General features: G+C 43.6%; 38 protein-coding genes and 3 tRNA genes. 4 read left to right on the top strand and 37 right to left on the bottom strand.

Annotated features, from left to right (window positions below; genetic code table 11):
• The first annotated feature begins 19 nt into the window (after positions 1–19).
• A complete protein-coding gene (locus FKV42_RS09430; protein WP_154809963.1) occupies positions 20–592 on the top strand; it encodes a flavin reductase family protein in 573 nt (190 codons plus the stop codon).
• Positions 593–626: 34 nt separating this feature from the next.
• Here FKV42_RS09430 and FKV42_RS09425 read toward each other — a convergent pair whose 3' ends face one another.
• Positions 627–812: a DUF362 domain-containing protein gene (locus FKV42_RS09425; RefSeq protein WP_154809962.1), complete on the bottom strand. Its 186-nt coding sequence runs from the start codon at positions 810–812 to the stop codon at positions 627–629.
• Positions 813–897: 85 nt separating this feature from the next.
• Here FKV42_RS09425 and FKV42_RS09420 point away from each other — a divergent pair, with 85 nt between their 5' ends.
• The 3 genes from FKV42_RS09420 to uppS all read left to right on the top strand — a co-directional run bounded on the left by FKV42_RS09420 (position 898) and on the right by uppS (position 3,340).
• Positions 898–1,950: a radical SAM protein gene (locus FKV42_RS09420; RefSeq protein ID WP_154809961.1), complete on the top strand. Its 1,053-nt coding sequence runs from the start codon at positions 898–900 to the stop codon at positions 1,948–1,950.
• Between the two features lie 110 nt (positions 1,951–2,060).
• Complete coding sequence (locus tag FKV42_RS09415) at positions 2,061–2,381, top strand: DUF2551 domain-containing protein (RefSeq protein ID WP_154809960.1); 321 nt, start codon at positions 2,061–2,063, stop codon at positions 2,379–2,381.
• Positions 2,382–2,467: 86 nt separating this feature from the next.
• The gene (gene uppS / locus FKV42_RS09410) at positions 2,468–3,340 is read left to right on the top strand and encodes a polyprenyl diphosphate synthase (RefSeq protein WP_154810180.1); all 873 of its coding nucleotides are present in this window, start codon (positions 2,468–2,470) and stop codon (positions 3,338–3,340) included.
• 133 nt (positions 3,341–3,473) lie between these two features.
• Here the strand turns inward: uppS and FKV42_RS09405 are convergent.
• The 36 genes from FKV42_RS09405 to rpl3p form a co-directional block, all read right to left on the bottom strand.
• Positions 3,474–3,561: transfer RNA gene (locus FKV42_RS09405), tRNA-Leu, on the bottom strand.
• Between the two features lie 70 nt (positions 3,562–3,631).
• Positions 3,632–3,719: transfer RNA gene (locus FKV42_RS09400), tRNA-Leu, on the bottom strand.
• Positions 3,720–3,782: 63 nt separating this feature from the next.
• Positions 3,783–4,580: a DNA-directed RNA polymerase subunit D gene (locus tag FKV42_RS09395; RefSeq protein WP_154809959.1), complete on the bottom strand. Its 798-nt coding sequence runs from the start codon at positions 4,578–4,580 to the stop codon at positions 3,783–3,785.
• A 25-nt stretch (positions 4,581–4,605) separates the two neighbouring features.
• Positions 4,606–4,989, bottom strand: coding sequence for a 30S ribosomal protein S11 (locus FKV42_RS09390; protein ID WP_154809958.1), 384 nt, complete (start codon positions 4,987–4,989; stop codon positions 4,606–4,608).
• Positions 4,990–4,993: 4 nt separating this feature from the next.
• Positions 4,994–5,554 (bottom strand): 30S ribosomal protein S4, encoded by a 561-nt coding sequence (locus tag FKV42_RS09385; RefSeq protein WP_154809957.1) that lies wholly within the window; start codon positions 5,552–5,554, stop codon positions 4,994–4,996.
• 13 nt (positions 5,555–5,567) lie between these two features.
• Positions 5,568–6,014: a 30S ribosomal protein S13 gene (locus FKV42_RS09380; protein WP_154809956.1), complete on the bottom strand. Its 447-nt coding sequence runs from the start codon at positions 6,012–6,014 to the stop codon at positions 5,568–5,570.
• A 292-nt stretch (positions 6,015–6,306) separates the two neighbouring features.
• Positions 6,307–6,594, bottom strand: coding sequence for a hypothetical protein (locus tag FKV42_RS09375; RefSeq protein ID WP_154809955.1), 288 nt, complete (start codon positions 6,592–6,594; stop codon positions 6,307–6,309).
• Positions 6,595–6,710: 116 nt separating this feature from the next.
• Positions 6,711–6,794 (bottom strand) — tRNA-Ser (locus FKV42_RS09370).
• A 9-nt stretch (positions 6,795–6,803) separates the two neighbouring features.
• On the bottom strand, positions 6,804–7,814 hold the full coding sequence (locus FKV42_RS09365) for an RNA-guided pseudouridylation complex pseudouridine synthase subunit Cbf5 (protein WP_154809954.1): 1,011 nt from the start codon (positions 7,812–7,814) through the stop codon (positions 6,804–6,806).
• A 20-nt stretch (positions 7,815–7,834) separates the two neighbouring features.
• Positions 7,835–8,362 (bottom strand): (d)CMP kinase, encoded by a 528-nt coding sequence (gene cmk, locus FKV42_RS09360; RefSeq protein WP_154809953.1) that lies wholly within the window; start codon positions 8,360–8,362, stop codon positions 7,835–7,837.
• Position 8,363: 1 nt separating this feature from the next.
• A complete protein-coding gene (locus tag FKV42_RS09355; RefSeq protein WP_154809952.1) occupies positions 8,364–8,984 on the bottom strand; it encodes a DUF106 domain-containing protein in 621 nt (206 codons plus the stop codon).
• 22 nt (positions 8,985–9,006) lie between these two features.
• Entirely contained in the window at positions 9,007–9,654 is a 648-nt protein-coding gene (locus tag FKV42_RS09350) for an adenylate kinase (protein WP_154809951.1), read from the bottom strand.
• Between the two features lie 15 nt (positions 9,655–9,669).
• Positions 9,670–11,148 carry a preprotein translocase subunit SecY gene (gene secY, locus FKV42_RS09345; RefSeq protein WP_154809950.1) on the bottom strand — a complete coding sequence of 493 codons (1,479 nt, stop codon included), beginning with the start codon at positions 11,146–11,148 and terminating at the stop codon, positions 9,670–9,672.
• Between the two features lie 129 nt (positions 11,149–11,277).
• On the bottom strand, positions 11,278–11,721 hold the full coding sequence (locus FKV42_RS09340; protein ID WP_154809949.1) for an uL15m family ribosomal protein: 444 nt from the start codon (positions 11,719–11,721) through the stop codon (positions 11,278–11,280).
• A 4-nt stretch (positions 11,722–11,725) separates the two neighbouring features.
• Positions 11,726–12,187: a 50S ribosomal protein L30 gene (locus FKV42_RS09335; protein ID WP_154809948.1), complete on the bottom strand. Its 462-nt coding sequence runs from the start codon at positions 12,185–12,187 to the stop codon at positions 11,726–11,728.
• A 1-nt stretch (position 12,188) separates the two neighbouring features.
• Entirely contained in the window at positions 12,189–12,824 is a 636-nt protein-coding gene (locus FKV42_RS09330; protein WP_154809947.1) for a 30S ribosomal protein S5, read from the bottom strand.
• An 8-nt stretch (positions 12,825–12,832) separates the two neighbouring features.
• Positions 12,833–13,354 carry a 50S ribosomal protein L18 gene (locus FKV42_RS09325; RefSeq protein ID WP_154809946.1) on the bottom strand — a complete coding sequence of 174 codons (522 nt, stop codon included), beginning with the start codon at positions 13,352–13,354 and terminating at the stop codon, positions 12,833–12,835.
• A gap of 2 nt (positions 13,355–13,356) precedes the next feature.
• Entirely contained in the window at positions 13,357–13,815 is a 459-nt protein-coding gene (locus tag FKV42_RS09320; protein WP_154809945.1) for a 50S ribosomal protein L19e, read from the bottom strand.
• A gap of 1 nt (position 13,816) precedes the next feature.
• A complete protein-coding gene (locus tag FKV42_RS09315; RefSeq protein WP_154809944.1) occupies positions 13,817–14,206 on the bottom strand; it encodes a 50S ribosomal protein L32e in 390 nt (129 codons plus the stop codon).
• 9 nt (positions 14,207–14,215) lie between these two features.
• Positions 14,216–14,749, bottom strand: a complete 534-nt coding sequence (locus tag FKV42_RS09310; protein ID WP_154809943.1) for a 50S ribosomal protein L6 — start codon at positions 14,747–14,749, stop codon at positions 14,216–14,218.
• A gap of 15 nt (positions 14,750–14,764) precedes the next feature.
• Positions 14,765–15,157: a 30S ribosomal protein S8 gene (locus tag FKV42_RS09305; RefSeq protein WP_154809942.1), complete on the bottom strand. Its 393-nt coding sequence runs from the start codon at positions 15,155–15,157 to the stop codon at positions 14,765–14,767.
• A gap of 10 nt (positions 15,158–15,167) precedes the next feature.
• Positions 15,168–15,320 carry a 30S ribosomal protein S14 gene (locus FKV42_RS09300; protein ID WP_091709280.1) on the bottom strand — a complete coding sequence of 51 codons (153 nt, stop codon included), beginning with the start codon at positions 15,318–15,320 and terminating at the stop codon, positions 15,168–15,170.
• A complete protein-coding gene (locus tag FKV42_RS09295; RefSeq protein WP_154810179.1) occupies positions 15,321–15,818 on the bottom strand; it encodes a 50S ribosomal protein L5 in 498 nt (165 codons plus the stop codon). It abuts the gene before it with no gap.
• A gap of 4 nt (positions 15,819–15,822) precedes the next feature.
• Entirely contained in the window at positions 15,823–16,533 is a 711-nt protein-coding gene (locus tag FKV42_RS09290) for a 30S ribosomal protein S4e (protein ID WP_154809941.1), read from the bottom strand.
• A 4-nt stretch (positions 16,534–16,537) separates the two neighbouring features.
• Positions 16,538–16,891: a 50S ribosomal protein L24 gene (rplX, locus tag FKV42_RS09285; RefSeq protein ID WP_154809940.1), complete on the bottom strand. Its 354-nt coding sequence runs from the start codon at positions 16,889–16,891 to the stop codon at positions 16,538–16,540.
• Between the two features lie 10 nt (positions 16,892–16,901).
• The gene (locus FKV42_RS09280) at positions 16,902–17,300 is read right to left on the bottom strand and encodes a 50S ribosomal protein L14 (RefSeq protein WP_154809939.1); all 399 of its coding nucleotides are present in this window, start codon (positions 17,298–17,300) and stop codon (positions 16,902–16,904) included.
• Positions 17,297–17,626 (bottom strand): 30S ribosomal protein S17, encoded by a 330-nt coding sequence (locus tag FKV42_RS09275; RefSeq protein ID WP_154809938.1) that lies wholly within the window; start codon positions 17,624–17,626, stop codon positions 17,297–17,299. Before FKV42_RS09275 ends, FKV42_RS09280 begins: the two co-directional genes overlap by 4 nt.
• A gap of 5 nt (positions 17,627–17,631) precedes the next feature.
• The gene (gene rnp1 / locus FKV42_RS09270) at positions 17,632–17,943 is read right to left on the bottom strand and encodes a ribonuclease P protein component 1 (protein ID WP_154809937.1); all 312 of its coding nucleotides are present in this window, start codon (positions 17,941–17,943) and stop codon (positions 17,632–17,634) included.
• A 1-nt stretch (position 17,944) separates the two neighbouring features.
• Positions 17,945–18,148, bottom strand: coding sequence for a 50S ribosomal protein L29 (rpmC, locus tag FKV42_RS09265; protein WP_154809936.1), 204 nt, complete (start codon positions 18,146–18,148; stop codon positions 17,945–17,947).
• A gap of 3 nt (positions 18,149–18,151) precedes the next feature.
• A complete protein-coding gene (locus FKV42_RS09260; RefSeq protein WP_154809935.1) occupies positions 18,152–19,078 on the bottom strand; it encodes a 30S ribosomal protein S3 in 927 nt (308 codons plus the stop codon).
• The gene (locus tag FKV42_RS09255; protein ID WP_154809934.1) at positions 19,078–19,533 is read right to left on the bottom strand and encodes a 50S ribosomal protein L22; all 456 of its coding nucleotides are present in this window, start codon (positions 19,531–19,533) and stop codon (positions 19,078–19,080) included. The genes FKV42_RS09260 and FKV42_RS09255 overlap by 1 nt, the downstream gene beginning before the upstream one ends.
• 10 nt (positions 19,534–19,543) lie before the next feature.
• Positions 19,544–19,957, bottom strand: a complete 414-nt coding sequence (locus FKV42_RS09250; RefSeq protein WP_154809933.1) for a 30S ribosomal protein S19 — start codon at positions 19,955–19,957, stop codon at positions 19,544–19,546.
• Between the two features lie 14 nt (positions 19,958–19,971).
• Positions 19,972–20,685: a 50S ribosomal protein L2 gene (locus FKV42_RS09245; RefSeq protein ID WP_154809932.1), complete on the bottom strand. Its 714-nt coding sequence runs from the start codon at positions 20,683–20,685 to the stop codon at positions 19,972–19,974.
• 11 nt (positions 20,686–20,696) lie between these two features.
• Entirely contained in the window at positions 20,697–20,945 is a 249-nt protein-coding gene (locus FKV42_RS09240) for a 50S ribosomal protein L23 (protein ID WP_154809931.1), read from the bottom strand.
• The gene (gene rpl4p, locus FKV42_RS09235) at positions 20,942–21,703 is read right to left on the bottom strand and encodes a 50S ribosomal protein L4 (protein WP_154809930.1); all 762 of its coding nucleotides are present in this window, start codon (positions 21,701–21,703) and stop codon (positions 20,942–20,944) included. Before rpl4p ends, FKV42_RS09240 begins: the two co-directional genes overlap by 4 nt.
• Positions 21,704–21,708: 5 nt before the next feature.
• Positions 21,709–22,722 (bottom strand): 50S ribosomal protein L3, encoded by a 1,014-nt coding sequence (gene rpl3p / locus FKV42_RS09230; RefSeq protein ID WP_154809929.1) that lies wholly within the window; start codon positions 22,720–22,722, stop codon positions 21,709–21,711.
• Between the last annotated feature and the right edge of the window lie 142 nt (positions 22,723–22,864).

The following is a 22,864-nucleotide window of genomic DNA, read 5'->3' as shown; positions in this document are numbered from 1 at the left end:
TTATTATAGAGGTGCTCTTATGAAAAAATCAATCGGTGCAAAGACGCTGGCATACCCTGCTCCCGCATGGCTGGTGGGAACCTATGATATGTTTGGAAAAGCAAATGCAATGACTGCTGCCTGGGCAGGAATATGCTGCTCGGATCCTCCGTGCATTAGCGTATCCCTGAGAAAAGCGACATATAGTTACGCCAATATCATGGAAAAGGAAGCTTTCACCATTAGCATCCCATCAGAAGATTATGTTAAAGAGGTTGATTATTTTGGGATCGCAAGTGGCAGGGATGAGGACAAGTTTGAAAAAATGGGACTTACGCCTGTTAAGAGTGACGTGGTGTATGCACCATATGTTGAAGAATTCCCTGTAATCCTTGAATGCAAGCTGGTACAGAGCTTTGAGCTTGGACTTCATACTCAATTTATCGGCGAGATAATGGATGTTAAAGCAGATGAATCTGTACTGGATGAAAAAGGAAATCCAGAGATAGAGAAGATAAGACCTATTATTTATTCACCCGAGAGAAGTTATCACGGACTTGGTGATTTTCTGGGTAAAGCATTTTCCATTGGATTGGAAGGTATTGAGAAATAGAATTGATCAATGCCGAGGTTCTGGATCATGGATATTATTCCATGTAAACCAGAGCCTTATTAGGACATATTTTCACGCATTTCATACAGAGGTTGCATTTTTGATGATCAACATTAACAAAGCCGTTGATCCTGTAAAGAGCCCCGTTAGGACAAACATTCTCACATCTACCGCATTTGCGGCAACCTATTGAGACAATAAAACCATCTCGCTCTTCCATCTAAGCAGATTACGCTTGAATCTTAGATAAGTCTTAACCCCGCATTAAAATAGTCTTAAATACCTGCAGGCTATAGAATAGCCTGATGAGTAAGGTCATACAGGGAGAAGCTGGTTCATTCTATTCTTTTCTTTCAGATGGTTGTAAACTCTGCCAGCAGGGAGCAAAAATGGTTCTATTTGTTACAGGCATCTGTAAAAAGGATTGTTTCTACTGTCCTGTATCTGAAGAAAGACGCACAGATATGACTTATGCTAACGAAAGAAAAGTTCTTTCTGACCAGGATGTTATCGATGAGGCATTACAGATGGATGCTCTTGGGACAGGAATTACCGGTGGTGAGCCGCTCCTGAAAAAAGAGAGGGTTATTCATTATATCAGACTCCTGAAAGATAATTTCGGACAGCAGCATCACATACACATGTACACATCCACAGCACCTGACTTCAATACTTTGAAAGAACTGGCAGAAGCAGGTCTGGATGAGATAAGGTTTCATCCACCTGAAAAAGCATGGAATGAACTTGAGGAAACTGGCTATGCGGATTCTATAAAATTTGCCAAGGAATTGGGAATAGAAACTGGCATAGAAATTCCATCCATTGCTGGTGTGGAATACGTAGGACATTTTGTAAACAGCGTGGAGTGTTTCCTGAACCTCAATGAACTGGAATTTTCAGATACTAACTCCGAAGCTCTGAAAAAGCTGGGATACTCTCTTATTGATGATGTATCAAATGCAGTGGCGGGTTCTGAAAGATATGCCTGTGAAGTAGCAAATGATTGTAAAAAAATGCATTTCTGCTCATCAAGCTATAAGGATGCAGTACAGCTTCGTAAAAGGCTCATACGAATTGCAGAAAATACGGCAAGACCTTTTGATGATATCGGTGAGGAAGGAACGATTTATTATGGGCATATTGAATGCGCTGAGAATGACCGGGATTCTGTTTATGAAGAGCTGATACATATGGAAGTTCCGGCAGAAATGATGGAAACAAAATCCACGGGAATTGATCTTGCTTGGTGGATACTTGAAGATATTGAAGAATTTATAAAGAAGTCTGGAAGAAAATTGTACATTATAGAAAGATATCCTTTTGAAGATGGGTTAATTGTTGAGAAAATACCCCTATGAAAGGCCAAAATATATATGTTAGAATGATATAGATGGTACAATTTTCATATCCAATGCAGGTTTTAAAGCTATTGCACATAAATAGTTTTATAAGATAAAATAACATATTGATGAAAGAGGTGTTTGTACTGGAAACAATTGAAGAGCGAGTAAGAGAGAGACTTATAAAATATCTTAGTCGCGATGATACAGGTATACGTAAAGTAGTACTGAAACTGTTCCTTAATGGTGGTAAATTCACTACAGGAGACGTGTACGAGCATCTTCATGATACGGATTTTGATGTGAGTTACAGAGGCGTTTCCGCAATGGTGGGTCTCATGAATACAAGACTTGGAATTCTAAGCATTGATGTTACCGGTGACCACAATATTTACCTGCTTAAGGAAGATTACAGAGATATTGTCAGGAATGTACTTGACAACTACTAATTCCATCTTCTTTTTTGTTTGATTAGTTTCAAATAGAAATCCAACCAATGAAAGTTACTTTTACCTAATGTACGGGAGTGTCAAATATACTAAAAAGCATACCCGGAATAGTTTACAAAGGATATGAACGTCTTCTCACACAGGAGGTTAAGAGTGAGAAAGTTCCCCGGCACGTAGCCATTATAATGGATGGGAACCGGAGATATGCACGTAAACTCGGGCAGATTACTTCCTATGGACATGCCAGGGGAGCAGATGTAACTGAAAATGTAATGGAATGGGCCTGTAACCTGGGCATTGAATACCTTACAATTTATGCATTTTCTACCGAGAATTTTAACAGAACCCATGATGAGAAAGATAAACTCTTTGATCTTATAAGGGTAAAATTTGATGATATTGTAGTGGACAAAAGAACACACGAAAGAAAGATGCGTGTTCACGCCATTGGCGATATTGATAAATTACCGGAGCCACTGAAAAAATCAATTAAAAACGTGGAACTTGTAACATCGGAATATGATAATTTTGTCCTCAATGTCGCCATTGCATATGGAGGCAGACAGGAAATAGTCCAGGCAGTTAAAGAAATAGCCAGCAAGGTTGAAGCAGGCGAGATACAGCCAGATGACATTAATGAAAATACGATTTCCAGTCATCTTTATCCTTCAGGCGATTCCGCTCTGCCTGATGTAGACCTGATTATCCGTACAGGAGGAGATGAAAGAATATCCAATTTTCTCCCATGGCAAGCCAATGGGAATGAATGTGCTGCTTACTTCTGCGCTCCATTCTGGCCAGAGTTCCGTAAGATCGATTTTCTTCGTTCTATCCGCATATATCAGGCCCGTATGAGAGAAAAGAACCAGCATACAACCATACGTGCAGCACATTTCCTAAAGGCACTTGGAAAAGCAGAGATTGCAGAAGTACGCCACCATTCTAAAGATTACAATTAGATCTACTGAGTGAGAATCTCAACTCTTGAGTCTTTTTTAATTTAAACCATATTTCTTTGAATATGATCTATTTGCATAAGATACTCAAAAAGACAAAGGTATAAAACAAAATCATGTTTTAGAAAAAGATGTTTGGTGCGGGAGGTGAGATTCGAACTCACGAACTCCTACGAGACTAGGCCCTCAACCTAGCGCCTTTGGCCTGGCTGGGCAACCCCCGCACAAGATATGCAGTTGAAAGGTAATTTACAGGAAATTTGCTATTGACCTTATTCTTTTTTAAGAAGAATTTGGTGCGGGAGGTGAGATTCGAACTCACGAACTCCTACGAGACTAGGCCCTCAACCTAGCGCCTTTGGCCTGGCTGGGCAACCCCCGCATCAAGTAAGATTTCCTATATTTAAATATAAATTATTAGGAGAGTAAATCTCCTAAAACCGTGTCAGAGGGACTCTAAAATCTCTCCTAACCGGCTGGCTTTCTCCTTAATAGTTGTTCCTGCATTTATAATTAACTGTTGAACCGTGTATGAACCATCAGATTCCATAGTGAAAATGAAAGATTTTTCATCTTCAGATACAGTTACTGCATCTATCTCACAGACAGATGCACAAAGCTTGCAGAGAATACATTTAAGAATATCGTCACCGGATATTTCTGCACCGTTCGGACCAATGTGAATAATGTTTTTTGGACATTCATTCACACATGCACCACATTCGTCACAGTTCTCAAAAGTGACTATTGGCATATTCTTGTAGCCGCATGCCACACCAGCCTGCCATTTTGCATGCTTATGACCATAATTCATATGAGCAATGGCCTCAAGCACAACCTTCTGGCCTTCCTTCAAGTCAATGATAGGAACGTTCTGATCGGCTGCCTGCACTCTTTCGTCAGATGATACAAGGTCACCTGAATATACCATTCTCGGACCCTCAGCACTGAGTGTAAGAGAAACCTTACATGCAGGACATTCTGCGCCGCCACAGGTGCACTCTTCTACTGGTACGAACTCCTCAATGTCTGTTGTCAAAGGGATAAGGCCAAGCCTTAACGCTAACTGCTCGTCAAAGAGGACTGATGTATTGTTATAGATGTTCACATCATCAATAGCAAGAGTTGGTACGTCAGAGAGCGATGCTCTTCTGACACCATTGGCAAATGCCGCACTTGCATTGGATAATATGAACTTTGCAGACCTCTCAGACAGTTCAAGTATGTCTACTTCCATTGTCATGAGTTCATATCCATATTATTTAGTATTATGTTCTTCTACCGCCTTTTGGACGTGTACCGTCGTGTGGTACAGGTGTTACATCCTGTATCCTTCCGATCTTGATACCTGCCCTGGCAAATGCCCTGATAGCTGCCTGTGCTCCAGGACCTGGGCTTCTCTGCTTGTTTCCACCTGGTGCACGCACCTTGATGTGGATGCCTTCAATTCCCTTGTCCTTAAGAGTGTCAGCAAGCTGGCTTGCCATCTGCATAGCAGTGTAAGGTGAACTTTCATCACGTGCTGCTTTAACAACCATTCCACCAGATGATTTGGCGATGGTCTCAGCGCCTGTAATGTCAGTTACGGTAATAATTGTGTTGTTGAATGAGCATTTAATGTGTGCTACACCCCAGATTCCATTTGCTGCCATAGTATTACTCCTCCTTTCCTGCTACTGCTGAAGCTATCTGTGCAGGCCTTTCTGCGTGTGCCTCGTTTGTCAGAGGTGAGTTACCATAGTAATCGATCTGCATCTCTTCTTCTTTGGAGATGAGAATACCTGGAATAGTTGCCTTCTGCCCATTGATAGCGATGTGACCGTGTGTGATAAACTGCCTTGCCTGCTTTGCAGTTCTTGCAAGTCCAAGTCTGTACACCTGTGTCTGTAGTCTGCGTTCAAGGATTGATTCTGTCTGAAGTGCAAGGATATCATCAATATTTGCATCAGATGGAAGCACTGAGAACCTTATAAGTCTTGCAAGAATTTGGTCTGATTCTGTTTTGAGGTGACCGGAAAGTTCAGTCTCTGCAGATTCTGCAAGAATTCTACGAGCATCTGCTCTGTATCTTCTGAGAATACTGACTGCTTTCCAGAGTTCCTTCTTATTACGGAGACCGTACTTTTTAAGGAGTTCGACTTCAGTTGCCATCCTGGCAGCCTGCCAAGGATGCTTTGGAGTATCATAACTCTTTCTCTTTTTACCTGGGAATCCCATAAAATCACCTGAATTACTTCTTCTTGCTTACGCCAATGGTTGAGCCACGCCTTCCTGTGGACTTTGTTCTCTGACCTCTGACCTTAAGACCTCTCTCATGCCTCATACCACGATATGCCCTTACCTTCTTGAGGTTGTTCAGGTCTTCCCTGAGGGTCATGATGATATCCTGGCCAAGGAGATGCTTGTCATCTCCAGTTAATGGGTCTTCACATCTGTTAAGCATCCAGGTTGGGATATTGCTCTCAAAGCTAGCAATAGCATCATCGAGCTTTGCAATATCTTCATCGGAAAGGTAACCGATTGTTTCTTTTGGGTTAATACCCGTGCTGTCAACGATAATTCGTGATGTTCTGAGTCCAATACCGCGAATACCTGTCAGCGCGTACATTACAGGCTGACTACCCTGAAGGTCAGTATTCATGATACGGACTAAGTGTCTTATTTCTTCATCTGCCATTAGTTGTTCCTCCTTAGGGACACATGGTCCTGTAGCCCCGAAACATAAGTTTCGACACACTCCGACATTACGGAGCAGGCAATTCTAAAGATTAATAGAATAACTTGCCTGTTTATACCATTGTTCATATTTAACATTATTCATGTTACAGAAATAGTGAAACAGGTGAGCACGATCTACAAGTTGATTATATAAATACTTTCCTGTAGGATGAACTTACTGCTTTAGAATACATAATCAGAAAAGAAGCATAAACTCATGATCACTGCATAACTTGTGATTTCTACATAGATCATCTTTTAGACAATAACTTCCCTAAATCGAGTTCAAGCCCATTTAACAATTCTTTTGCCACATGGTCTGCAATCTTTTTATTCAAGCTTTCCGAAGGATGTACCTGATCCAGAGTTTTATGACAGACAGGACAATCTGTATATTCTACAAGTGCCATGCTATCATCCAATATATTAGAGAATGGCATACTTATTTCATTCTCACATTCCGGACATGTAACAATAATATTGCCATCATCATCGACATCCATATTTTCTTTTATGTGGAATACATTAACATCAGACATAATTATACCTTTTATTTGTTTTTCTAACAGTATAATTCAATATTATATACATTAGCACTAGCACCGATAGTAAAGTGAACTACAATCAAGATGTCAATTTAGAAAAGAATAAGAAGCGCCGAGAGGGGGATTCGAACTCCCGAGGGGCGGATGCCCCACAAGCTTTCCAGGCTTGCGCCCTACCGCTAGACTATCTCGGCACACGAGTTTCATTGTGTTTTTGCTGACTTGCTGTGCCAGCCTTGCGCATAAGTGCCAGCATCCATTATTACTCTTTCGGTCGTTGCTGCGATTCCGTGCTCGTTTTGAAGCATTTCATCAGAATCCATAAGAGATTTGCACAAAGCCACAGCCTCTCCTTTTAAACTAAAGAGGCAAATATCATCACCTTTTTTAATATCACTGTCAAAGCTTAAAATTCCAGGAACTGCAATTGCCGCACCACAGCAGATAGCCTCAATGGCACTGTCGCGAATGATGATACGTGGCAGATGCGACAGCCCTTCTTCCATAGGCCTGACCACTTTACGCAGGAATGATTCGTCACCGTCCTCCTGCCAGAAAACATATGCATCTTTCAAATCCTGAAATGTTACAAGAGTATCCTCTCTGAAAGGACCGGTCTTTGTTCTGCGAAGCTCCTGCATGTGAGCACCGCAACCCAATGCCACACCAATATCATGGCAGAGTTTACGCATATATGTTCCTGCCTCACAGCCAACACGCATGAGAACTGATTTCTCTTTTACATCAAGCACTTCCAGATAATAGATATTTCTTACACGCACAGCACGTTTTACTGCGGAAATTATAGGAGGCATCTGGAAAATTTGTCCTGTGAACTGACCACATGCCTTGCGCACCTTTTTTTCAGGGACTGACTCGTGTAATGTCATCAGACAGATATACTCCTTCCCTGAAAGACGCAAAGCTGCAACTGTTTTAGTTGCTTTGCCAAGCATGATAGGAAGCACACCCGTTACAATTGGGTCGAGTGAACCGGAGTGTCCCGCCTTGTTTAACTCCAGGATGTCTTTTACCCAGGCAGTAACCTCATGACTTGTGGGACCTACGGGTTTGTCAAGGTTTACAACACCCATCTCAATGTATTTTCTTATCGGGCGATCATGTGGGGAACAACCGAAAAGAGGACTGGTTGTAGCCTCTGCTTTGTGAAGTAATTCACGCTTTTGTTCAGAAGGAAGAATATATTTATTCATAGCAAATCGCCGTTAGCCGATCAAATATCTGAATAATTATCAATTGCAACTGAAATAATACTTGCTATCTGGAACTGGTCCCATTTCTGAGAATCGATCACAAGATCATAAACTGAAAGGTCGTTGATATTTATATTATAGATAGAATTATACCTTATAGCCTCTGATGCTTCACGTTCAATTGTTTCAGCTAGTTTATCATCGAAAGAACTGCCTTCTCTGCTGACAATCCTTTCCACACGTATATCCACTGGAGCTTTGATCCAGACTTTTAATGCTTTTTCAGCCATATGTCCTGCAAGGCGTCCTTCAAGAATAATATTGTCACGAGTGTTGGCAATCTCCTTCTGCCTCTCATCAATTTCCAGATCGATGCTGTCATCAGATTCAGCAAGAGCACCGAACTCAGCAAGAGTCATTCCATACTCTTTTGCAAGAGATCGAAAAACCTCACCCGCTGAAATCATTTCAAGACCATATTTTTCAGAAATTAAACGGGATACGGTAGTAGTACCGCTTCCCGGAAGGCCGCTGATAGTCAATAACACTTCAGACTCCACCGACATCCAGAGCCTTTCTTATCAACTGACTCACGCCCATAGAGACAATGAAATACCAGAAGATCCAATGCTGGAAAGGACCAACTGCAGGAGTGGTAAGTGCCTGCTCTCCCCAGAAAGGGAAAACAAGTGTGGCAACCTCAAGACCTTTTATGTAATGGTAAGCCCACATGAACAGTGGAAGAGAAATTACACTGATGTATGCCATTGGCTTAAACTGCTGCTTGGACATCTCCATCTGATCTTCCATCATCACCTTTCGCTCTTCTTCCATCTTCTTCATAAGAGCAGTGTTATTGGAAAGCTGTGCTTCCCTGAACTCTTTCTGAAATACCTTCATTTTTTCCTGGGTGTTACGCATGAGATCCCAGTTAATTGTGTATTTCTGGATGAGAGATGCATAAAGAGCAGTTATGGATGCCATTATGAACAGAACAATGTGGAGGTTATCAGCCCCGATAATTCCCACTACAGGGTCCATAATAACACTCATTGCTGTTCCAAGGGAGTCCCTGAAATCCTGACCCAGAATCATGATTCCCAGCATAAGGGAAATTCCAAAAGCCAGGAGAAACTGATCCAGCTTTTTCTTGAATTGTTCTGTAACCAAGGGATAACCTCTCTTTACTTGTTTATTTGAATTGATCCATTATTTTGCAAATATCTGCAAATACAGCATCTACTGCACCAGTACCATCTATGTTGACAAGGATGCCAGCTTTATCATAATAGTCGATAAGAGGCTTTGTCTTTTCATTATAGACAGCAAGTCTCTGGCGTATGACGTCTTCTTTGTCATCATCCCTCTGATAGAGCTCAGCACCGCATGCATTACAAATTCCTTCTTTTTCAGGAGGATTGAACATTACATGATAGCTTTCACCACATGTGCAGCTGCGACGACCACTTAATCTTTTTACAAGCGCATCATCGCTTACTTCAATATTAATTACCGCATCAAGAGGTTTGCTGATCTCTTTGAGAATATCAGTCAGTGCGTCAGCCTGTGGAATTGTACGTGGATATCCATCAAGAAGATAACCCGTGTCGCAATCAGACTCGCTTAACCTGTTCCTGATAAGACCTATAAGAACCTCATCAGGAACAAGTTCACCTTTATCCATATACTGTTTTGCTTTTAATCCAAGTTCAGTCCCATCACGGACATTTGCTCTTAAAATATCACCTGTAGAGATGTGAGGGATACTGTACTGTTTTGATAATTCTTTTGCCTGGGTGCCTTTACCAGCACCCGGTGGCCCAAATAATGCAATATTCATAATTAACACCTGATTTTATTCCTGTCCGAAGAAGGATCTCACCATCGGATGCATTTCCATCATCTGTTCGGATGCTATGTCTTCATACAGACGATATACAATGCTTACTGCAAGAAGAAGACCAGTACCGCTTGTACTACCAAGTGTACCTAGCAAACTTGCAACAAGTGTAAGTATACCTATGAAAGCACCACCGATAACGGTTACTTTTGGAATGTACCTGATCATAACTTTCTCAATACTACCAATATTCCTTCTGAAACCTGGAATCTGCATACCGGAGTTAAATATTTTCTTGGCTGTTGGTTTTGCACCCATTCCTGTCGTTTCAATCCAGAACAGAGCAAAGATGATACCACCTACAATAAGGAATGTAGCATCAACCAGCACGTGCAATGCAACTTGCCACATAGCAGGCACAGGAGCACCATAACTTGTGAATGTTTCTCTTACCAGAGAAGGAATCCAGTCGTATGGGCTGTGGATTGGCGCCAGATAGTACATAAGACCATTAATAGGCTTAGAGCCACTGAACTCACCAAGGAAAGTAATACCCTTACTGCTAAGCAAAAGACCTATCATCTGGATGTTTGCCTGCAATGCCCTTACAAGAATCATCGGCAAGACTGAAGCATAAATCAGTTTGACAGGGAACTTACCTCTTGCACCCCTTACTGCACTGTGTGCCAGCGGGATTTCAATACGGGTACTTTCAACATAGACTACAAACAGGAAAATCATCACTGTACTTATCAATGCGAGAATTCCGCCCCTTACCAACATAAAGGTTATACCGTCACCTGAGAAGAGGTAGTCTGCTTCCACATTCTGCAGAATGTATATCCACTTAGGGAAGAAACCTGTTGGCAGACCAGAGGAATCTGATGTCCAGTTGAAAAGACCGGTTACTATCTGCTGGGAAACCCCTGCTACGATGAAAAGACCGACACCTGAACCGATACCCCATTTAGATACTACTTCATCCATGAAGAGTACAAGGAGACCTCCAATACAGATCTGTATGAATATGATAAATGTAATTACTCCTACATTTACTCCCAGAGTAGATGCAAGTGCTTGATCGGGCTGTATGTAACCGCCGGCAATCTGTGGTAATGCCTCAAGTATTATCATAACAAAGACCATAAACTTCTGCGCACCCTGGAAGAATGCCTGGTCAGATGGATTGGACATGTCAAGTTTAATGACATCTGCACCAACCAAAAGTTGAAGGACGATGGATGCGGTAACAATAGGACCGATACCCAGAAGCATCAGGGAACCCGAAGCTCCGGCAAAAAACGCTCTATAGGATTCGAAAAGATCAATCGAATCCGCTGACAATCCAAACAGCGGTACATTAGCAAGCGCAAAATAGAGCACAAGAATGCCAAGTGTCCACATTAATTTATTTTTGAAATGGACATGCCCCTCTGGACTTGCAACCGCAGGCAATTTATTAAAAATTGGTTCCAAACTATCCTTAAGACTCATTAATTCCACCCTTGAATGGAAAAATCCATGCAAATTTAGGTAAAGTACACCTTAATAGATTTACATATTAATAAATATGCACCCTTTAATTTGCATTTTGTAAAATAAAATAGGTAATGCCAGATGGCATTACTCTTCTATCTCAGTGCAAGATCCACCTGCACTTTCTATCTTTTCTTTAGCACTGGCTGAGAATTCAGCTGCTGTGATTGCAAGCTTCTTTGAGACCTTGCCAGATCCGAGTACCTTGTCGATATCGAGAACTGCAAGGTCAATGGTATATGTGCCATCCTGAAGTTCTGCAAAGCCATCTTCAACAAGCTGATCTGCAAGTTCATCAAGTTCACCGACATTCACAATGGAAGTATCGTTCAATACCTTCAGTGGACGAGTGAATCCTTTCTGGTGTCCACGGATATATCCGAGCAATACTGCACGGGAAAAATGGTGCTTGTTCTCACCACATCTGCCTCTTCCACCACGGTTACCTGCACCACGTCTGTTCTTGGTTGTTCCGCCACCACATGTGCGTGAACCCCTGAACTTCTTTGTGTTGGTTTTCTTTGATGTCATGGGATTACCTCATTTTCTTCAACAATTTGTTGATATCTTCGCCGTGGTTACCTAGTACACCACCCTGCTGAACTGTTCTCTTGATACCTGCATGGCCTTTCCTTGGTGGATGAAGCCTGAATACAGGTTTAAGCTTTGGAACGTCCTTAAGAGTTGCATTACCATCACAAACCGCCTGTGCAAATGACTTGATTGAGTCATAGTCAGTGTTTTCTGCTACATACTCATCGGTAAGTCTAACGTCGCCTTCAAGTCTTCCACGGTTTGCAAGTACTTCTGCAAGAGCATCTGCACTGACCACACCATATGCAACATAGTCCTTTACCTTCTGGACCATTCCTGCATTATGAGGATTATCAGCAAGGAGAACACAGTGGTTTACCTTATGTAAACGGAGCATTTTAAGAGTGTCCTTAATATTGCCCCTGACATTTACGTCACCACGTACCCTGATCAAAGCGTACATTTTAAGCCTCCTTCTTGCCATGGTTTGCAGGCATTCTTACAACACATGTATTTTCAAGTGCGTTAAATGTGGCCTTTGCGAAGTTCAGGGTTGTCCTTGTAGTACCTTCAGTCCTTGTCCAGACATCTTTAATACCTGCCTTCTCAAGAACTTTCCTTGCAGTATCTCCTGCAGCAAGACCAAGTCCACGTGGAGCTGGTTTAAGCTCTACAAGAACACTGCCTGCCTTTCCACGTACCTGTGAAGGAACTGTGTGCTCAAGACCGCATGCGCATTCCCATGAGCCGCATCCACGCTTTACCTTGATAATGTTGATCTTTGCATTGCTGATAGCTTTCCTGATAGCAGGACCTACCTGAACATCCTTTGCCTGTCCAAGACCGACAAAGCCGTTTCCATTACCAACAATAACAGTTGCTCTGAACTTTACACGACGTCCGGAGTCAGTCATTCTCTGGACCATGTTGATATCCAGCACCTCATCCTCAAGGTCAGGTAAGAGGATATCGATAATCTGGGATTCCCTTACAGGGAGACCTGAATCGATTACCTCGTCCATGGAAGTGATCTGCCCTTCTTGAACGAGTTTTCCAAGTCTGGTTTGTGGAACCCATTCGTCTTCATATTCGTATGCCATGTAATCACCTAATTGAACTCTGCAGAGATCTTTTCCTTTACTGCATCAAACAGTTCAGGCAGATTTGAGTCTTCCATGTACTCTGCTACGTGTTCTCCTCTTACTCTCTCATCTGAAGGAAGAACAGATGAGTCATGAGGAATCTCGAATCCTGCATCTACGATACCTTTCAAGGTTGCGTATACACGTGAGCCGGAAGACGATGCCTGGAGTCCTATATCAAGAACGCCGTAGTCATATCCTTTGCTCAGTGCTCTGTAACCGAATAACAGACCGGTAAGATACGCAGCTGTTGTGTTTCCGGTAGATGCATCATATCCATATTTCTTAAGTTCTGTTGAAATTGCAGCTGAAAGAGTCTTGTCTCCTTCAGGTGTTGGAGCTACAAGCTGGACCTGCATGTGCTTTGAACTCTTGCGTACCACCACACGATCCTCCTTTGAAAGGAGTAATCTAAGTCTCTGGTGATAATCAGTACGCCCTTCTCTTCGTCGTCTGAATGCGACTTTATATTTGGGTCCTGTTGCCATGATTATTCCTCGTGCTTTATGAGCTTAGCTGACTCAAGGTGTGCTTTAAGGTGAGCTACACTGCGGTATTCTCCACCCTTTGCCTTGCGGTAAACCTTACAATAGGTTGACCTGTCAAGTGAGCCATCTTCACGCATCTGTTTAAGTTCCTTTCTCAGAGCACGGATCTTCTTCATCCACTGCTCTTTGCGAGGATTACGTGCGCCCTTCTTACCTTTCCTCTTACCGTGTCCTTTACGGTGACCGTACTTGCGCTTTGCATCTCTTACTCTTGCACGTCCACGGCTTACACCTTTTGCTTGGACTGCCTTAATACTACCTGCTTCAATGAGCTCACGGATGTCAGCTCTGGTGATAGCTACTGCAATATCCTCTGCGGCTTCCGGGTCAAGCCATACTCTGTTGACACCACAGCCCAAAACCGCTGCAGCAATCCTCTTCTGATTTGACAGATCGGTCATCTTACTCACCTCTGGTTGGGTTGAGGACCTTTATGGAAAGCTCTGCAGCTTTTGCCTCTATGAGTGCCTTCTTTCTTCCGCCGACCTTTGCAGCGATCCTGACAGCCTCTACCTCTGCATTGACATCGTCAAGCTGTGAGACTGTGCATACAAGAACTTCTGCATATCCGGATGGGTGTAAACCCTTTACAGCGGCAGGGCTTCCGTAGCCTACCTGCGCAATAGCACCCTTTCCTTTGTAGTGCCTGCGCTGCTTGCCCTGAATACCTCTTGGACGCCTCCAGTTTTCATCCAGACGCTTGTACTTGTGACCATCAGTTCTTCTGAACACAGGCTTTTTGTGCTTCTGGATTTTCCTTACCTTAAAAAGGCGTTTAGTTTTATCATCCATTCAAATCACCTACACTATCTTCTCCACAGTGTATATTCCATCCTGGAATACACGAGGGTCGAATCTCTTGATCCTTGTTGTCTGCTCAATGTTGGCAGCTGTCTGTCCGACATCTTCCTTATTGTAACCTGTGACAATAACCTCGTCACCTGATGCCTTTACCTTGGTATCTCCAAGGATCTTTGCAGATCTTGGTTTCTTCTCTCCAAGGAAGTTGCCGATCGTCAACCTGTCCCCTTCCACCTTAAGCTGCATAGGGAAGTGAGAGTAAACGACCTTCATGCGATATTCGAATCCCTCGGTGACACCCTTTACCATGTTAGTGATATGGGATGCAAAGGTACCGACCATTGCTTTCTGAGTCTTCTTTAAGACTGTTGAATCTACAATGACCTCAGAACCTGCAACCTCAATCCTAATACCTGGATACCAGAAGTCCCTTTCAATCTTGCCTTTAGGACCTGTGACTGACAGGAGATTACCCTGCATTGTAACGGTCACACCTTCAGGGATCTCGATTGTTTTCTTTATTTCTTTTGCCATGCGACATCACTTCCATCAGTACACATATGCAAGTAACTGTCCACCAATGTTATTCTCACGGGCCTCGTACTGTGACATTACACCATTAGATGTAGTCAGTATCAGTGTTCCGAAGTTCTTTGCAGGAAGGAACTGTTTTTCCCATCTTTCAAAGTCTGCTGCACCTACTGAATAACGTGGTTTGATAGCACCACACTTGTTGATCCTACCAATGAGTTCTACCTTGTAAACACCCGCTTTACCGTCTTCGACAAATTCGAATTCACCTACATAGCCACGGTCCTGCATTACATTAAGTACAGTGCCTATGAGTTTAGATGCGGGTTTAATGATACAGGAATCCTTACCAATTGCCTCTGCGTTTTTAATTGTAGACAAAGCATCAGCAAGCGGATCTAATAATACCATTTCTTTCACCTCACGTATACTTTTCAAATCCCATATCGTGGGCAACTTCACGGAAGCAGTGCCTGCAAAGGTAAATTCCATATTTCCTTACAAGACCCTGTTTTCTTCCACATCTCTTGCATTCGCTTGCTCCTCTTCCAAAGCTCTTTGTGGTTTGTACCATTTAAATTACCTCCACGGAATATGTGTCTTTGAAGAAAGCAATTGTATCCTCTTTTGTAATTCTGTGAGATGATGGGATCTTCCTCTTGACTATCCTTCTTTTGCTGATCCTGTAACCTGGACGATTTACAACGACATTGATATCCATTCCAAAGATACCTATTTGTGGATCATACCTCATTCCAGGGAAGTCAGTATGTTCTTCAATACCGAAAGCAACGTTTCCGTATTTGTCGAACTGGGATGATCTGAGCTTGCTCTCTACAATATTAAGTGCTGTCTTAAGGAACTCTTCTGCCTGGTCAGACCTGAGTGTGACCTTGCATCCAATTGGTTCATTTTTCTTGATACCGAATGCTGGAAGAGTTCTCTTTGAATAAGTTCTTACAACGGTCTGGCCGGTAATCCCACTAAGAATTCCCTCTGCATCTACAAGGTGCTGACCACTTTCGCCGACACCCATGTGAACAACGACCTTTTCAACTACAGGTGTTCTCATTAGATTACTCAACTACCTCACCACCTAGTTTGATCTCAGGTTCATTCTCACCAATGACAACAACGAAGTCTTCGATGGTCTCAAAATCATATTCACCTGAAACTGAAACAGTGTTGTGCCTGGAACTTTTTACGGTGTTGATTTCCGTGATAGTTCCGATCTCGCCAGTGTGCCTTCCACCAACGATCATTGCAAGGTTACCTACCTCATACTTGATGTGCTTGACAATTTCCTTGCCAGGCATTGAAAGGATGAGTGAATCCTTTGGTTTATAATCGTTAGAACCAATGAGGTTTGTACCGTCATTGAGGTTAAGCTGTACTGCTCCACCTTTAATTATAGTCTTACCGTTAATCCTGCAAAGCTTGTTTGCATTCATATCTGCCAGCTTATGAACTTCAAGTCTTCCCTTGCGGTCCAGCAGCACACGATATGCAACATTCTCCAGAGGAATTGTAATTACATCCAAAAGACCTACAGGGAACCTGAGATCCTTCCTGACGACACCATCTACGAGTACACTGCCTTCTGAAAGAACGCGTTTTGCCTCTGCCCGGGTGTCTACAATACCTAGCATATCCCTGAGGACTACACCAAGAGGAATACTCTGCTGCTTGTTATGTGGACCAGGTCTTGTTGCTGTGATCCATTTATTGGATTTCTTTGATATCTGCCAGCTGTTAGGGACAGATATTCTTTTCTGATGTTTGCCCACAAAATCACCTGTTATTGATTACTTCTTCTCTGCGTTTATCTTTCATATCGAGGGTTGTGATCATCACATTTGAAGGGTAGACAGGTCTTGCAACCTCAGTTCCATCTGCCTTGGAAACTGTAACTCCTTCAACGACAATGGTTCCATGCTTCAGGGAAATTGCCTCTACCTTACCGGTAGTTCCTGCATGATCCCCACGCATTACCTTCACAGTATCTCCGACGATAACATTTGCACTGCGGCGGCCATATTTGTCACGGAGATCCTTGGAAAGAGAAGCACCCATGTATTTCTGCTTGATGTGCAGAGGAGCAGTAAATCTTGCCTTCCTCTGTTTTCTTGGCTGATTTGATACCATTATTCACACCTCACACTACAATAGATGCGGTTGTACCGATCTTTGGGAACCTTTCTGCAGCTTCTCTTGCAACAGGTCCTTTAAAGTCAGTTCCCTTTGGAATTCCATCCTTGTCAACAATAACTACTGCATTGTCTTCAAAGGAAACCCTCAGACCGTCTGGACGGCGAAACTCCTGCTTCTGGCGTACAACCACTGCAAGGAGAATCTGTTTGCGCATCTCCGGAGTTCCTTTCTTTACGGAAACAACGCACATATTGCCTATACCAGCCCTTGGGTGTCTGTTCTTAACACCTCTGTAGCCTTTTACAGAAATAATCTCAACTACACGTGCACCTGTATTATCGATACAGTCGATTTTAGCACCTGCGTTGAGTGCACGTGGAACGGTGGATCTAATTCCCCTCATTCCTGTGCCTCCGCCTTGATGACTACATATGATTTTGTCTTACTAAGAGGCCTGCATTCTGCCACTGTCACAACATCTCCAACCTTTGCATCAATGCATGGAGGATTGTGTGCGTGGATCTTGGATTGCCTCTTCTCATATCTCTGATACTTTTTGATCAGCACTTCATGTTTACGCTGGATGACCACTGTCTTGTCCATTTTATCGCTAACTACAGTCCCTACAAGGACCTGTCCGCGAACCGGAAGTTCTCCGTGGAAAGGACAATTGACATCATCGCACTCCTCTTCAGGAGTAGGGACATCCAATCCAATATCTTTAACCATGATTATTACCTCATGTGTATTTTTCTTATGTTCTTTGTCCTGTTCTCAGGTTGTGAGAGCAGAAGGTTTCCATTTACTTTGACATACCTCTCAGCATGTTTACCGGACAGGTGGGCAGGTATCTGAAACACAAAGGTTGTACCGTTTTTTTGAACCATTTTTTCAATTCCTTCCTTTGTCTGAATTATCAGCATATTCCTTGTTTCATCGACCACTTTTCCACTTATTGTTTCCAGTGCAGGATTACCTGACTCTGCAATTTTCACCTGTAATCCGATTAGTTCATGGAAAACCAGATTTGAAGGAGTGATCTCCAAGTCAGATCTCCTTCATTTCCTTCTGGACTGTCTTTACCCTTGCAACAGTCCTCCTGAGTTCCCCAATCCTACCAGGGTTGTCAGGAGCACCACCTGCAGATGAAAGAGCGCGTTCACGAATAAGCTCATCTCTCATCTTTTCAAGCTCGTCCATTCTTTCTTCCGGGGACATATCCCTGATCTCGTTCATGCGAAGAATTGCCATTGCTTATCCCTCCTTGTGAACACGTGCAACCGGGTGCCAATAGTCATAGCCTTCGTGCTTGTGCTGCCATACACCATCAACCAGTCTGCGCTGTTCATCTCCGAGATCCTCTACCGGAATTGAATCATCAGATTCAGATACCTCTTCTGCACAGGATTCTTCCTCAACTTCCTCAGCTGAAGCTTCTTCTGCGACTCCTGCTTCTGCAGCCTCTTCGGCAACTTCCACTGTCTCCTCTTCGTCTGCAACCTCGCCTTCTGACTCTTTACCAACAAGTTCTGTGACATCAGCCTTTGCAACTTCTGGTGAAGCTGCTTCTACGACCTCGTCCACAACATCGGTTCTGATATCAAATGCATCAGGAAGTACAACACCTGGAGAAATGATTCTTACTTTACATCCAAGGGTTCCCAGCTTCTTGACAGCTACTGCGAATCCCTCATCAACCATATCTTCAGCAGGTTTTCCAGCGTGCTTGATGTATCCGTCAACGAGTTTTTCAACCCTTGACCTAGCACCTGTCAATTTACCTGAAATAACTATCTCACAGCCCAGTGCACCGGAGTTCATAATAGCCCTGAGGGTATTATGACCGGCTTTTCTGAAATACCAGCCTCTTTCAATGGAAGAAGCAAGGCGGCTTGCCATCATCTGAGCATTAAGTTCCGGCTTTCTGACTTCCTGTGCATCGATTTGTGGATTGTCAATGTCGTACATCCTATCGATATCACGTGTCAGCTTACGGATGACCTTACCAGCTTTACCAATGACCATGCCTGGCTTCTCAGCATATACAGTGATCTGAGTTCCCATAGGAGTACGGTTGATCTCCATCCCACCGTAACCTGCTTTGCTGAGCTGTTTTGCGAAATATTCGTTCATTGAAGCTTTTACGTATCCTTCCTGAACGAATTTCTTCTCTATTGCCATTAGCGCACCTCATTCAAAATAATCTCAACGTTCACAGTCTCTGTGTTACTTGGACTGCCACGTCCGCGTGCTCTTGGTCTCATACCATGAATCACACGTCCGCGTTTTGCAGCAGCATGTGCAATATACATGTGCTCAGGGTCAAGTCCCTTGTATTCAGCATTGCTCTTTGCATTTTCCAGAATCTTAAGGAATGCCTCGGCAACCTTTACAGGGTACCTACCAGTTGCCATTGGACCTTTTCTGTGACCTGAACCATCGCAGTGTCTCTTGAAAGGTACTGCCTGCTTCAGAATCACTACATCTTCAAGGTACTTCTGGGCAACACTGGAACGCATGCCTTTGATCGCTTTACAGAGTTCACGTGACTTTTTCGGGGAGATGTGAAGCTCAGAACCCATTGCCTTTGAACTTACAGCAGAGTCCATTTCAATTGAATATCCAATTCTTGCCATTTATCTCACCTTACTTAAGTGGCACGAACTTGCTTGAACGAGTTGCTCCTACACCAGCACTACCATGGGAAACCTTTGGTCTGGTTGGTGCGAATTCTCCGAACCTGTGTCCGATCATTTCCGGCTGTATCTCAAATGCCACAAATGACTTGCCGTTGTATACTTCTACATTCTTGCCGACCATATCAGGGAAGATAATAATATCCCTGTAATGAGTCTTCAAGTTGTCTTTACCATCTTTGAGCTTCTGGACGACATCCTTCCTACCCTCTGTGTAGCCCCTCTTAAGAGTGCGGCGTTCACGTGCAGGAAGCATGCCGATGAACTCATCTGTGTCCAGAGCCACGAGTTCTGCTACCGTCTTTCCACGGTAGGTATATTCACCTTTTCGTTTTGGTAATCTTGATGATGATTTTCTTGCCATATATTAGCCTCCGGTTAACGCTTTCCGGTCCTGCGTGCTGCTATCTGACCTACCTTACGTCCAGGAGGTGCGTTCCTTCCAACTGTTGTTGGCTTACCAGGGTGCTTGCGGTTACCTCCACCAAATGGGTGGTCAATGGTATTCATAGCAACACCTGATACACGAGGATACTTTGCAGCTCTTGTCTTCATCTTGTGGTACTTCTTACCTGCCTTAAGGAATGGCCTGTCTACCCTTCCACCACCAGCAACAATACCGATTGTTGCACGGCATTTAGGATTTAACCACTTCATCTCACCTGATGGCATCTGGACAACAGTCTTTCCGCGGTCGTGGGAAACAACTGTTGCATAAGCACCTGATGCGCGTGCGAAGTGTCCGCCGTCATTTGGCTTGGACTCAATATTACAGACTGGAATACCTTCCGGGATCTCTGCAAGAGGCAGGATGTTACCAGGTTTAATCTCAGCTGAAATTCCGCAGGCGATCTTCTCACCAACTGCGATACCTTCAGGAGCAAGAACCAGGCGCTCTTCACCATTTTCAAAAGAAACTTTGACGATTGGTGCTGAACGAGCCGGATCATGTGTAATCTCAATAACTGTACCGTACAATGTGTCTTCTTCATCGACACGTGGGTGTTTAAGTGCAGCTTTGTACTTGTGTGATGGAGCCCTGTATGTAGGAGTTCCGCGACCCCTGTTCTGTGATATGATTCTCTTTGTCATTTACGTCCACCTCACATCAGGCCAATACGGGTTGCAATTTCATGAGCTGCATCAGATCCTTCGAAAGTAACGATAGCTTTCTTAAGACCCTTCATTGTGCTCATTGTGCAGACAGATGTTACAGGGAATCCGTACATCTTCATTACATCGGCCTTGATCTGCTTCTTGTTTGCGCGGGAGTCAACAATAAACTGAAGTTTGTTATCATCCAGCAGCATCATTGCTTTTTCAGTAATAAACGGATATTTGATGACGTTCATTCGAACATCCCTCCAAGAGTAGAGATTGCAGACTCTGTCCAGACTGTCAGCCTACCTGCATGAGTACCTGGTGCGAGAACCTCAGCGTTCAGTGAATCGACTGAAACTACATCCACACCTGCAAGATTCCTTGCAGACTTCATGATTGGACTGTCACATGTTGCAACGATAAGAACACTCTTCTTGTTCTTGAATCTCCTTCCTCTGAGCTTACCCTTTCCTGCACGAATGTTCCTTCCGTCCTTTGCACGGAGTACATCATCGTAAAGACCTGCATTCTGGAGGAAGCTTACTACATCCTTGGTCTTTTCAACATTCTCAAATTCATCTGCAGCTACAAAAGGAAGCTGGGCTTCGAACCTGTGACCACGTGCCTTTACAAGTTCTGCATCTGATGTTGCAGCAATTGCTGAGCGAATAGCCATACGTCTTTCCTTCTTGTTGACCTTTTCAGTCCTGTCTGCTTCTGGCTTTGGTGGGTGTGCCCTCCTACCGCCTACTGCCTGAGGTATTCTTGCTGCACGGCTGCCATTTGCAATCCTTGGGAGCTGGGCTACACCTCTTCCTGAACCCCAGGAGCGTGCAGATGTATCCATACCGGAGTACATTCTTGGACCATATGGCTGGTACCTGTTACCCTGAGCTGCAAGAACTGCTCTTTTAATAAGGTCTGGTCTGTATACTTCATCGAACACAACAGGAAGTTCAACTTCACCCTTTGTGTTTCCTGATAAATCTATAATATTTGCTGTAACCATTCAGTTCACCCCTGCTTGGACTGTGTGCTTACGTGAACAATTTCAGGTTCACCCATAGCAGGCACCTTTGACCTCATAGGATCTCTAAGTCTTACAAGTCTCTTAGAAGGACCTGGAATGCTTCCCTTGATGAGGATGTATTCGCCACGCACAAGACCGTAGTTAAGGAAACCGCCGGCAGGAGTAATCTCTTCTCCATTTTCGCCTACCTTAAGAATACGCTTGTTGTATTCAGTCCTCTGATGATAACCCATCTGACCCATCGCAGGTACTGTCCACCTTACAATAGCAGGACGGAAAGGACCAAGTGTACCTATCTGCCTGAGACTTCCCTGACGTGAGTGCTTGTTCTTCTGCAGGTTGATACCCCATCTCTTTACAGGACCCTGGGTACCCTTACCGGTTGTGATAGCTGCCACGTCAACAAATGCACCTTCATTAAAAACGTCGGTAATTTTAATCTCGGCTCCAAGTACGGATTTTGCGTACTCGAGTTTTGCCTTAACATCAGAACCGCTTACTGCAGTTTCCATAATGTCAGCATTCTTCTTTGGAACACCTGTAAGCTTCTTTGGTAAAGTATATGTGATGACTTTTACGTCTGTAACCTTACCTTCATCAACCAGACTTTCGAGTTTACCAAGAGCCTCTTCAGTGTTTGACTCTTTTGGAAGTGCAATAGTCTTGCCCAGGCCCTCATCAAGATCAGCTGCCCATGCTTCAGAAAGTGCCTTCTCACCGTGTGTGGATTTTCCATAAGCACGAATTGCAGCAACACGAACAACCGGAGTTTCTACAACAGTTACAGGAACTGAGATCTCCATACCTTCTGTGAGGCTGTTCTTTGTGTCATCTACCATTACCACATGGGTCATACCTACCTTATAGCCTGCAAAGTCCTGGAGCTTTGGTTCCCCAGCTGCTTCTGGCCATGAGTTAAACCTTGGTACGTGGCTTTTTGCTCTTACGCGTGGACTGAAAGCGAGTGATCCTCGTTTTGGTCTATGTCCTTTTGCCATTATTATTCTCCTAATTTACACATTTTCTTCTTGGCAGGTCTATGCAATTTTGCATAGGCCAATTTACGCGAGAAAGTCAGGCAGGAACCGGAAACAATCAGGAAGAAGACTAGATAAGGCGGACTCCACGTATTCACATGAT

It is taken from the genome of Methanolobus vulcani (assembly GCF_006546655.1).
GTDB lineage: Archaea > Halobacteriota > Methanosarcinia > Methanosarcinales > Methanosarcinaceae > Methanolobus > Methanolobus vulcani_A.
The sequence above is the reverse complement of the archived record's forward strand: the minus strand, read 5'-3'. Positions and strand labels throughout refer to the sequence as shown.

Coding starts and splice junctions, on each gene's coding strand:
- FKV42_RS09430 (WP_154809963.1), top strand. CDS start 20: ATGAAAAAATCAATCGGTGCAAAGACGCTGGCATACCCTGCTCCCGCA.
- FKV42_RS09425 (WP_154809962.1), bottom strand. CDS start 812: ATGGAAGAGCGAGATGGTTTTATTGTCTCAATAGGTTGCCGCAAATGC.
- FKV42_RS09420 (WP_154809961.1), top strand. CDS start 898: ATGAGTAAGGTCATACAGGGAGAAGCTGGTTCATTCTATTCTTTTCTT.
- FKV42_RS09415 (WP_154809960.1), top strand. CDS start 2,061: ATGAAAGAGGTGTTTGTACTGGAAACAATTGAAGAGCGAGTAAGAGAG.
- FKV42_RS09395 (WP_154809959.1), bottom strand. CDS start 4,580: ATGACAATGGAAGTAGACATACTTGAACTGTCTGAGAGGTCTGCAAAG.
- FKV42_RS09390 (WP_154809958.1), bottom strand. CDS start 4,989: ATGGCAGCAAATGGAATCTGGGGTGTAGCACACATTAAATGCTCATTC.
- FKV42_RS09385 (WP_154809957.1), bottom strand. CDS start 5,554: ATGGGATTCCCAGGTAAAAAGAGAAAGAGTTATGATACTCCAAAGCAT.
- FKV42_RS09380 (WP_154809956.1), bottom strand. CDS start 6,014: ATGGCAGATGAAGAAATAAGACACTTAGTCCGTATCATGAATACTGAC.
- FKV42_RS09375 (WP_154809955.1), bottom strand. CDS start 6,594: ATGTCTGATGTTAATGTATTCCACATAAAAGAAAATATGGATGTCGAT.
- FKV42_RS09365 (WP_154809954.1), bottom strand. CDS start 7,814: ATGAATAAATATATTCTTCCTTCTGAACAAAAGCGTGAATTACTTCAC.
- FKV42_RS09350 (WP_154809951.1), bottom strand. CDS start 9,654: ATGAATATTGCATTATTTGGGCCACCGGGTGCTGGTAAAGGCACCCAG.
- secY (WP_154809950.1), bottom strand. CDS start 11,148: ATGAGTCTTAAGGATAGTTTGGAACCAATTTTTAATAAATTGCCTGCG.
- FKV42_RS09340 (WP_154809949.1), bottom strand. CDS start 11,721: ATGACATCAAAGAAAACCAACACAAAGAAGTTCAGGGGTTCACGCACA.
- FKV42_RS09335 (WP_154809948.1), bottom strand. CDS start 12,187: ATGTACGCTTTGATCAGGGTACGTGGTGACGTAAATGTCAGGGGCAAT.
- FKV42_RS09330 (WP_154809947.1), bottom strand. CDS start 12,824: ATGGCATACGAATATGAAGACGAATGGGTTCCACAAACCAGACTTGGA.
- FKV42_RS09325 (WP_154809946.1), bottom strand. CDS start 13,354: ATGGCAACAGGACCCAAATATAAAGTCGCATTCAGACGACGAAGAGAA.
- FKV42_RS09320 (WP_154809945.1), bottom strand. CDS start 13,815: ATGACCGATCTGTCAAATCAGAAGAGGATTGCTGCAGCGGTTTTGGGC.
- FKV42_RS09315 (WP_154809944.1), bottom strand. CDS start 14,206: ATGGATGATAAAACTAAACGCCTTTTTAAGGTAAGGAAAATCCAGAAG.
- FKV42_RS09310 (WP_154809943.1), bottom strand. CDS start 14,749: ATGGCAAAAGAAATAAAGAAAACAATCGAGATCCCTGAAGGTGTGACC.
- FKV42_RS09305 (WP_154809942.1), bottom strand. CDS start 15,157: ATGGTATTATTAGATCCGCTTGCTGATGCTTTGTCTACAATTAAAAAC.
- FKV42_RS09300 (WP_091709280.1), bottom strand. CDS start 15,320: ATGGTACAAACCACAAAGAGCTTTGGAAGAGGAGCAAGCGAATGCAAG.
- FKV42_RS09295 (WP_154810179.1), bottom strand. CDS start 15,818: ATGAGAACACCTGTAGTTGAAAAGGTCGTTGTTCACATGGGTGTCGGC.
- rplX (WP_154809940.1), bottom strand. CDS start 16,891: ATGGTATCAAATCAGCCAAGAAAACAGAGGAAGGCAAGATTTACTGCT.
- FKV42_RS09280 (WP_154809939.1), bottom strand. CDS start 17,300: ATGAGGGGAATTAGATCCACCGTTCCACGTGCACTCAACGCAGGTGCT.
- FKV42_RS09275 (WP_154809938.1), bottom strand. CDS start 17,626: ATGGTTAAAGATATTGGATTGGATGTCCCTACTCCTGAAGAGGAGTGC.
- rpmC (WP_154809936.1), bottom strand. CDS start 18,148: ATGGCAATTCTTCGCATGAACGAGATCAGGGATATGTCCCCGGAAGAA.
- FKV42_RS09260 (WP_154809935.1), bottom strand. CDS start 19,078: ATGGCAATAGAGAAGAAATTCGTTCAGGAAGGATACGTAAAAGCTTCA.
- FKV42_RS09255 (WP_154809934.1), bottom strand. CDS start 19,533: ATGGCAAGAATTGGATATTCAATTGAAATGGACTCTGCTGTAAGTTCA.
- FKV42_RS09250 (WP_154809933.1), bottom strand. CDS start 19,957: ATGGCAAGAAAATCATCATCAAGATTACCAAAACGAAAAGGTGAATAT.
- FKV42_RS09245 (WP_154809932.1), bottom strand. CDS start 20,685: ATGACAAAGAGAATCATATCACAGAACAGGGGTCGCGGAACTCCTACA.
- FKV42_RS09240 (WP_154809931.1), bottom strand. CDS start 20,945: ATGAACGTCATCAAATATCCGTTTATTACTGAAAAAGCAATGATGCTG.
- rpl4p (WP_154809930.1), bottom strand. CDS start 21,703: ATGGTTACAGCAAATATTATAGATTTATCAGGAAACACAAAGGGTGAA.
- rpl3p (WP_154809929.1), bottom strand. CDS start 22,722: ATGGCAAAAGGACATAGACCAAAACGAGGATCACTCGCTTTCAGTCCA.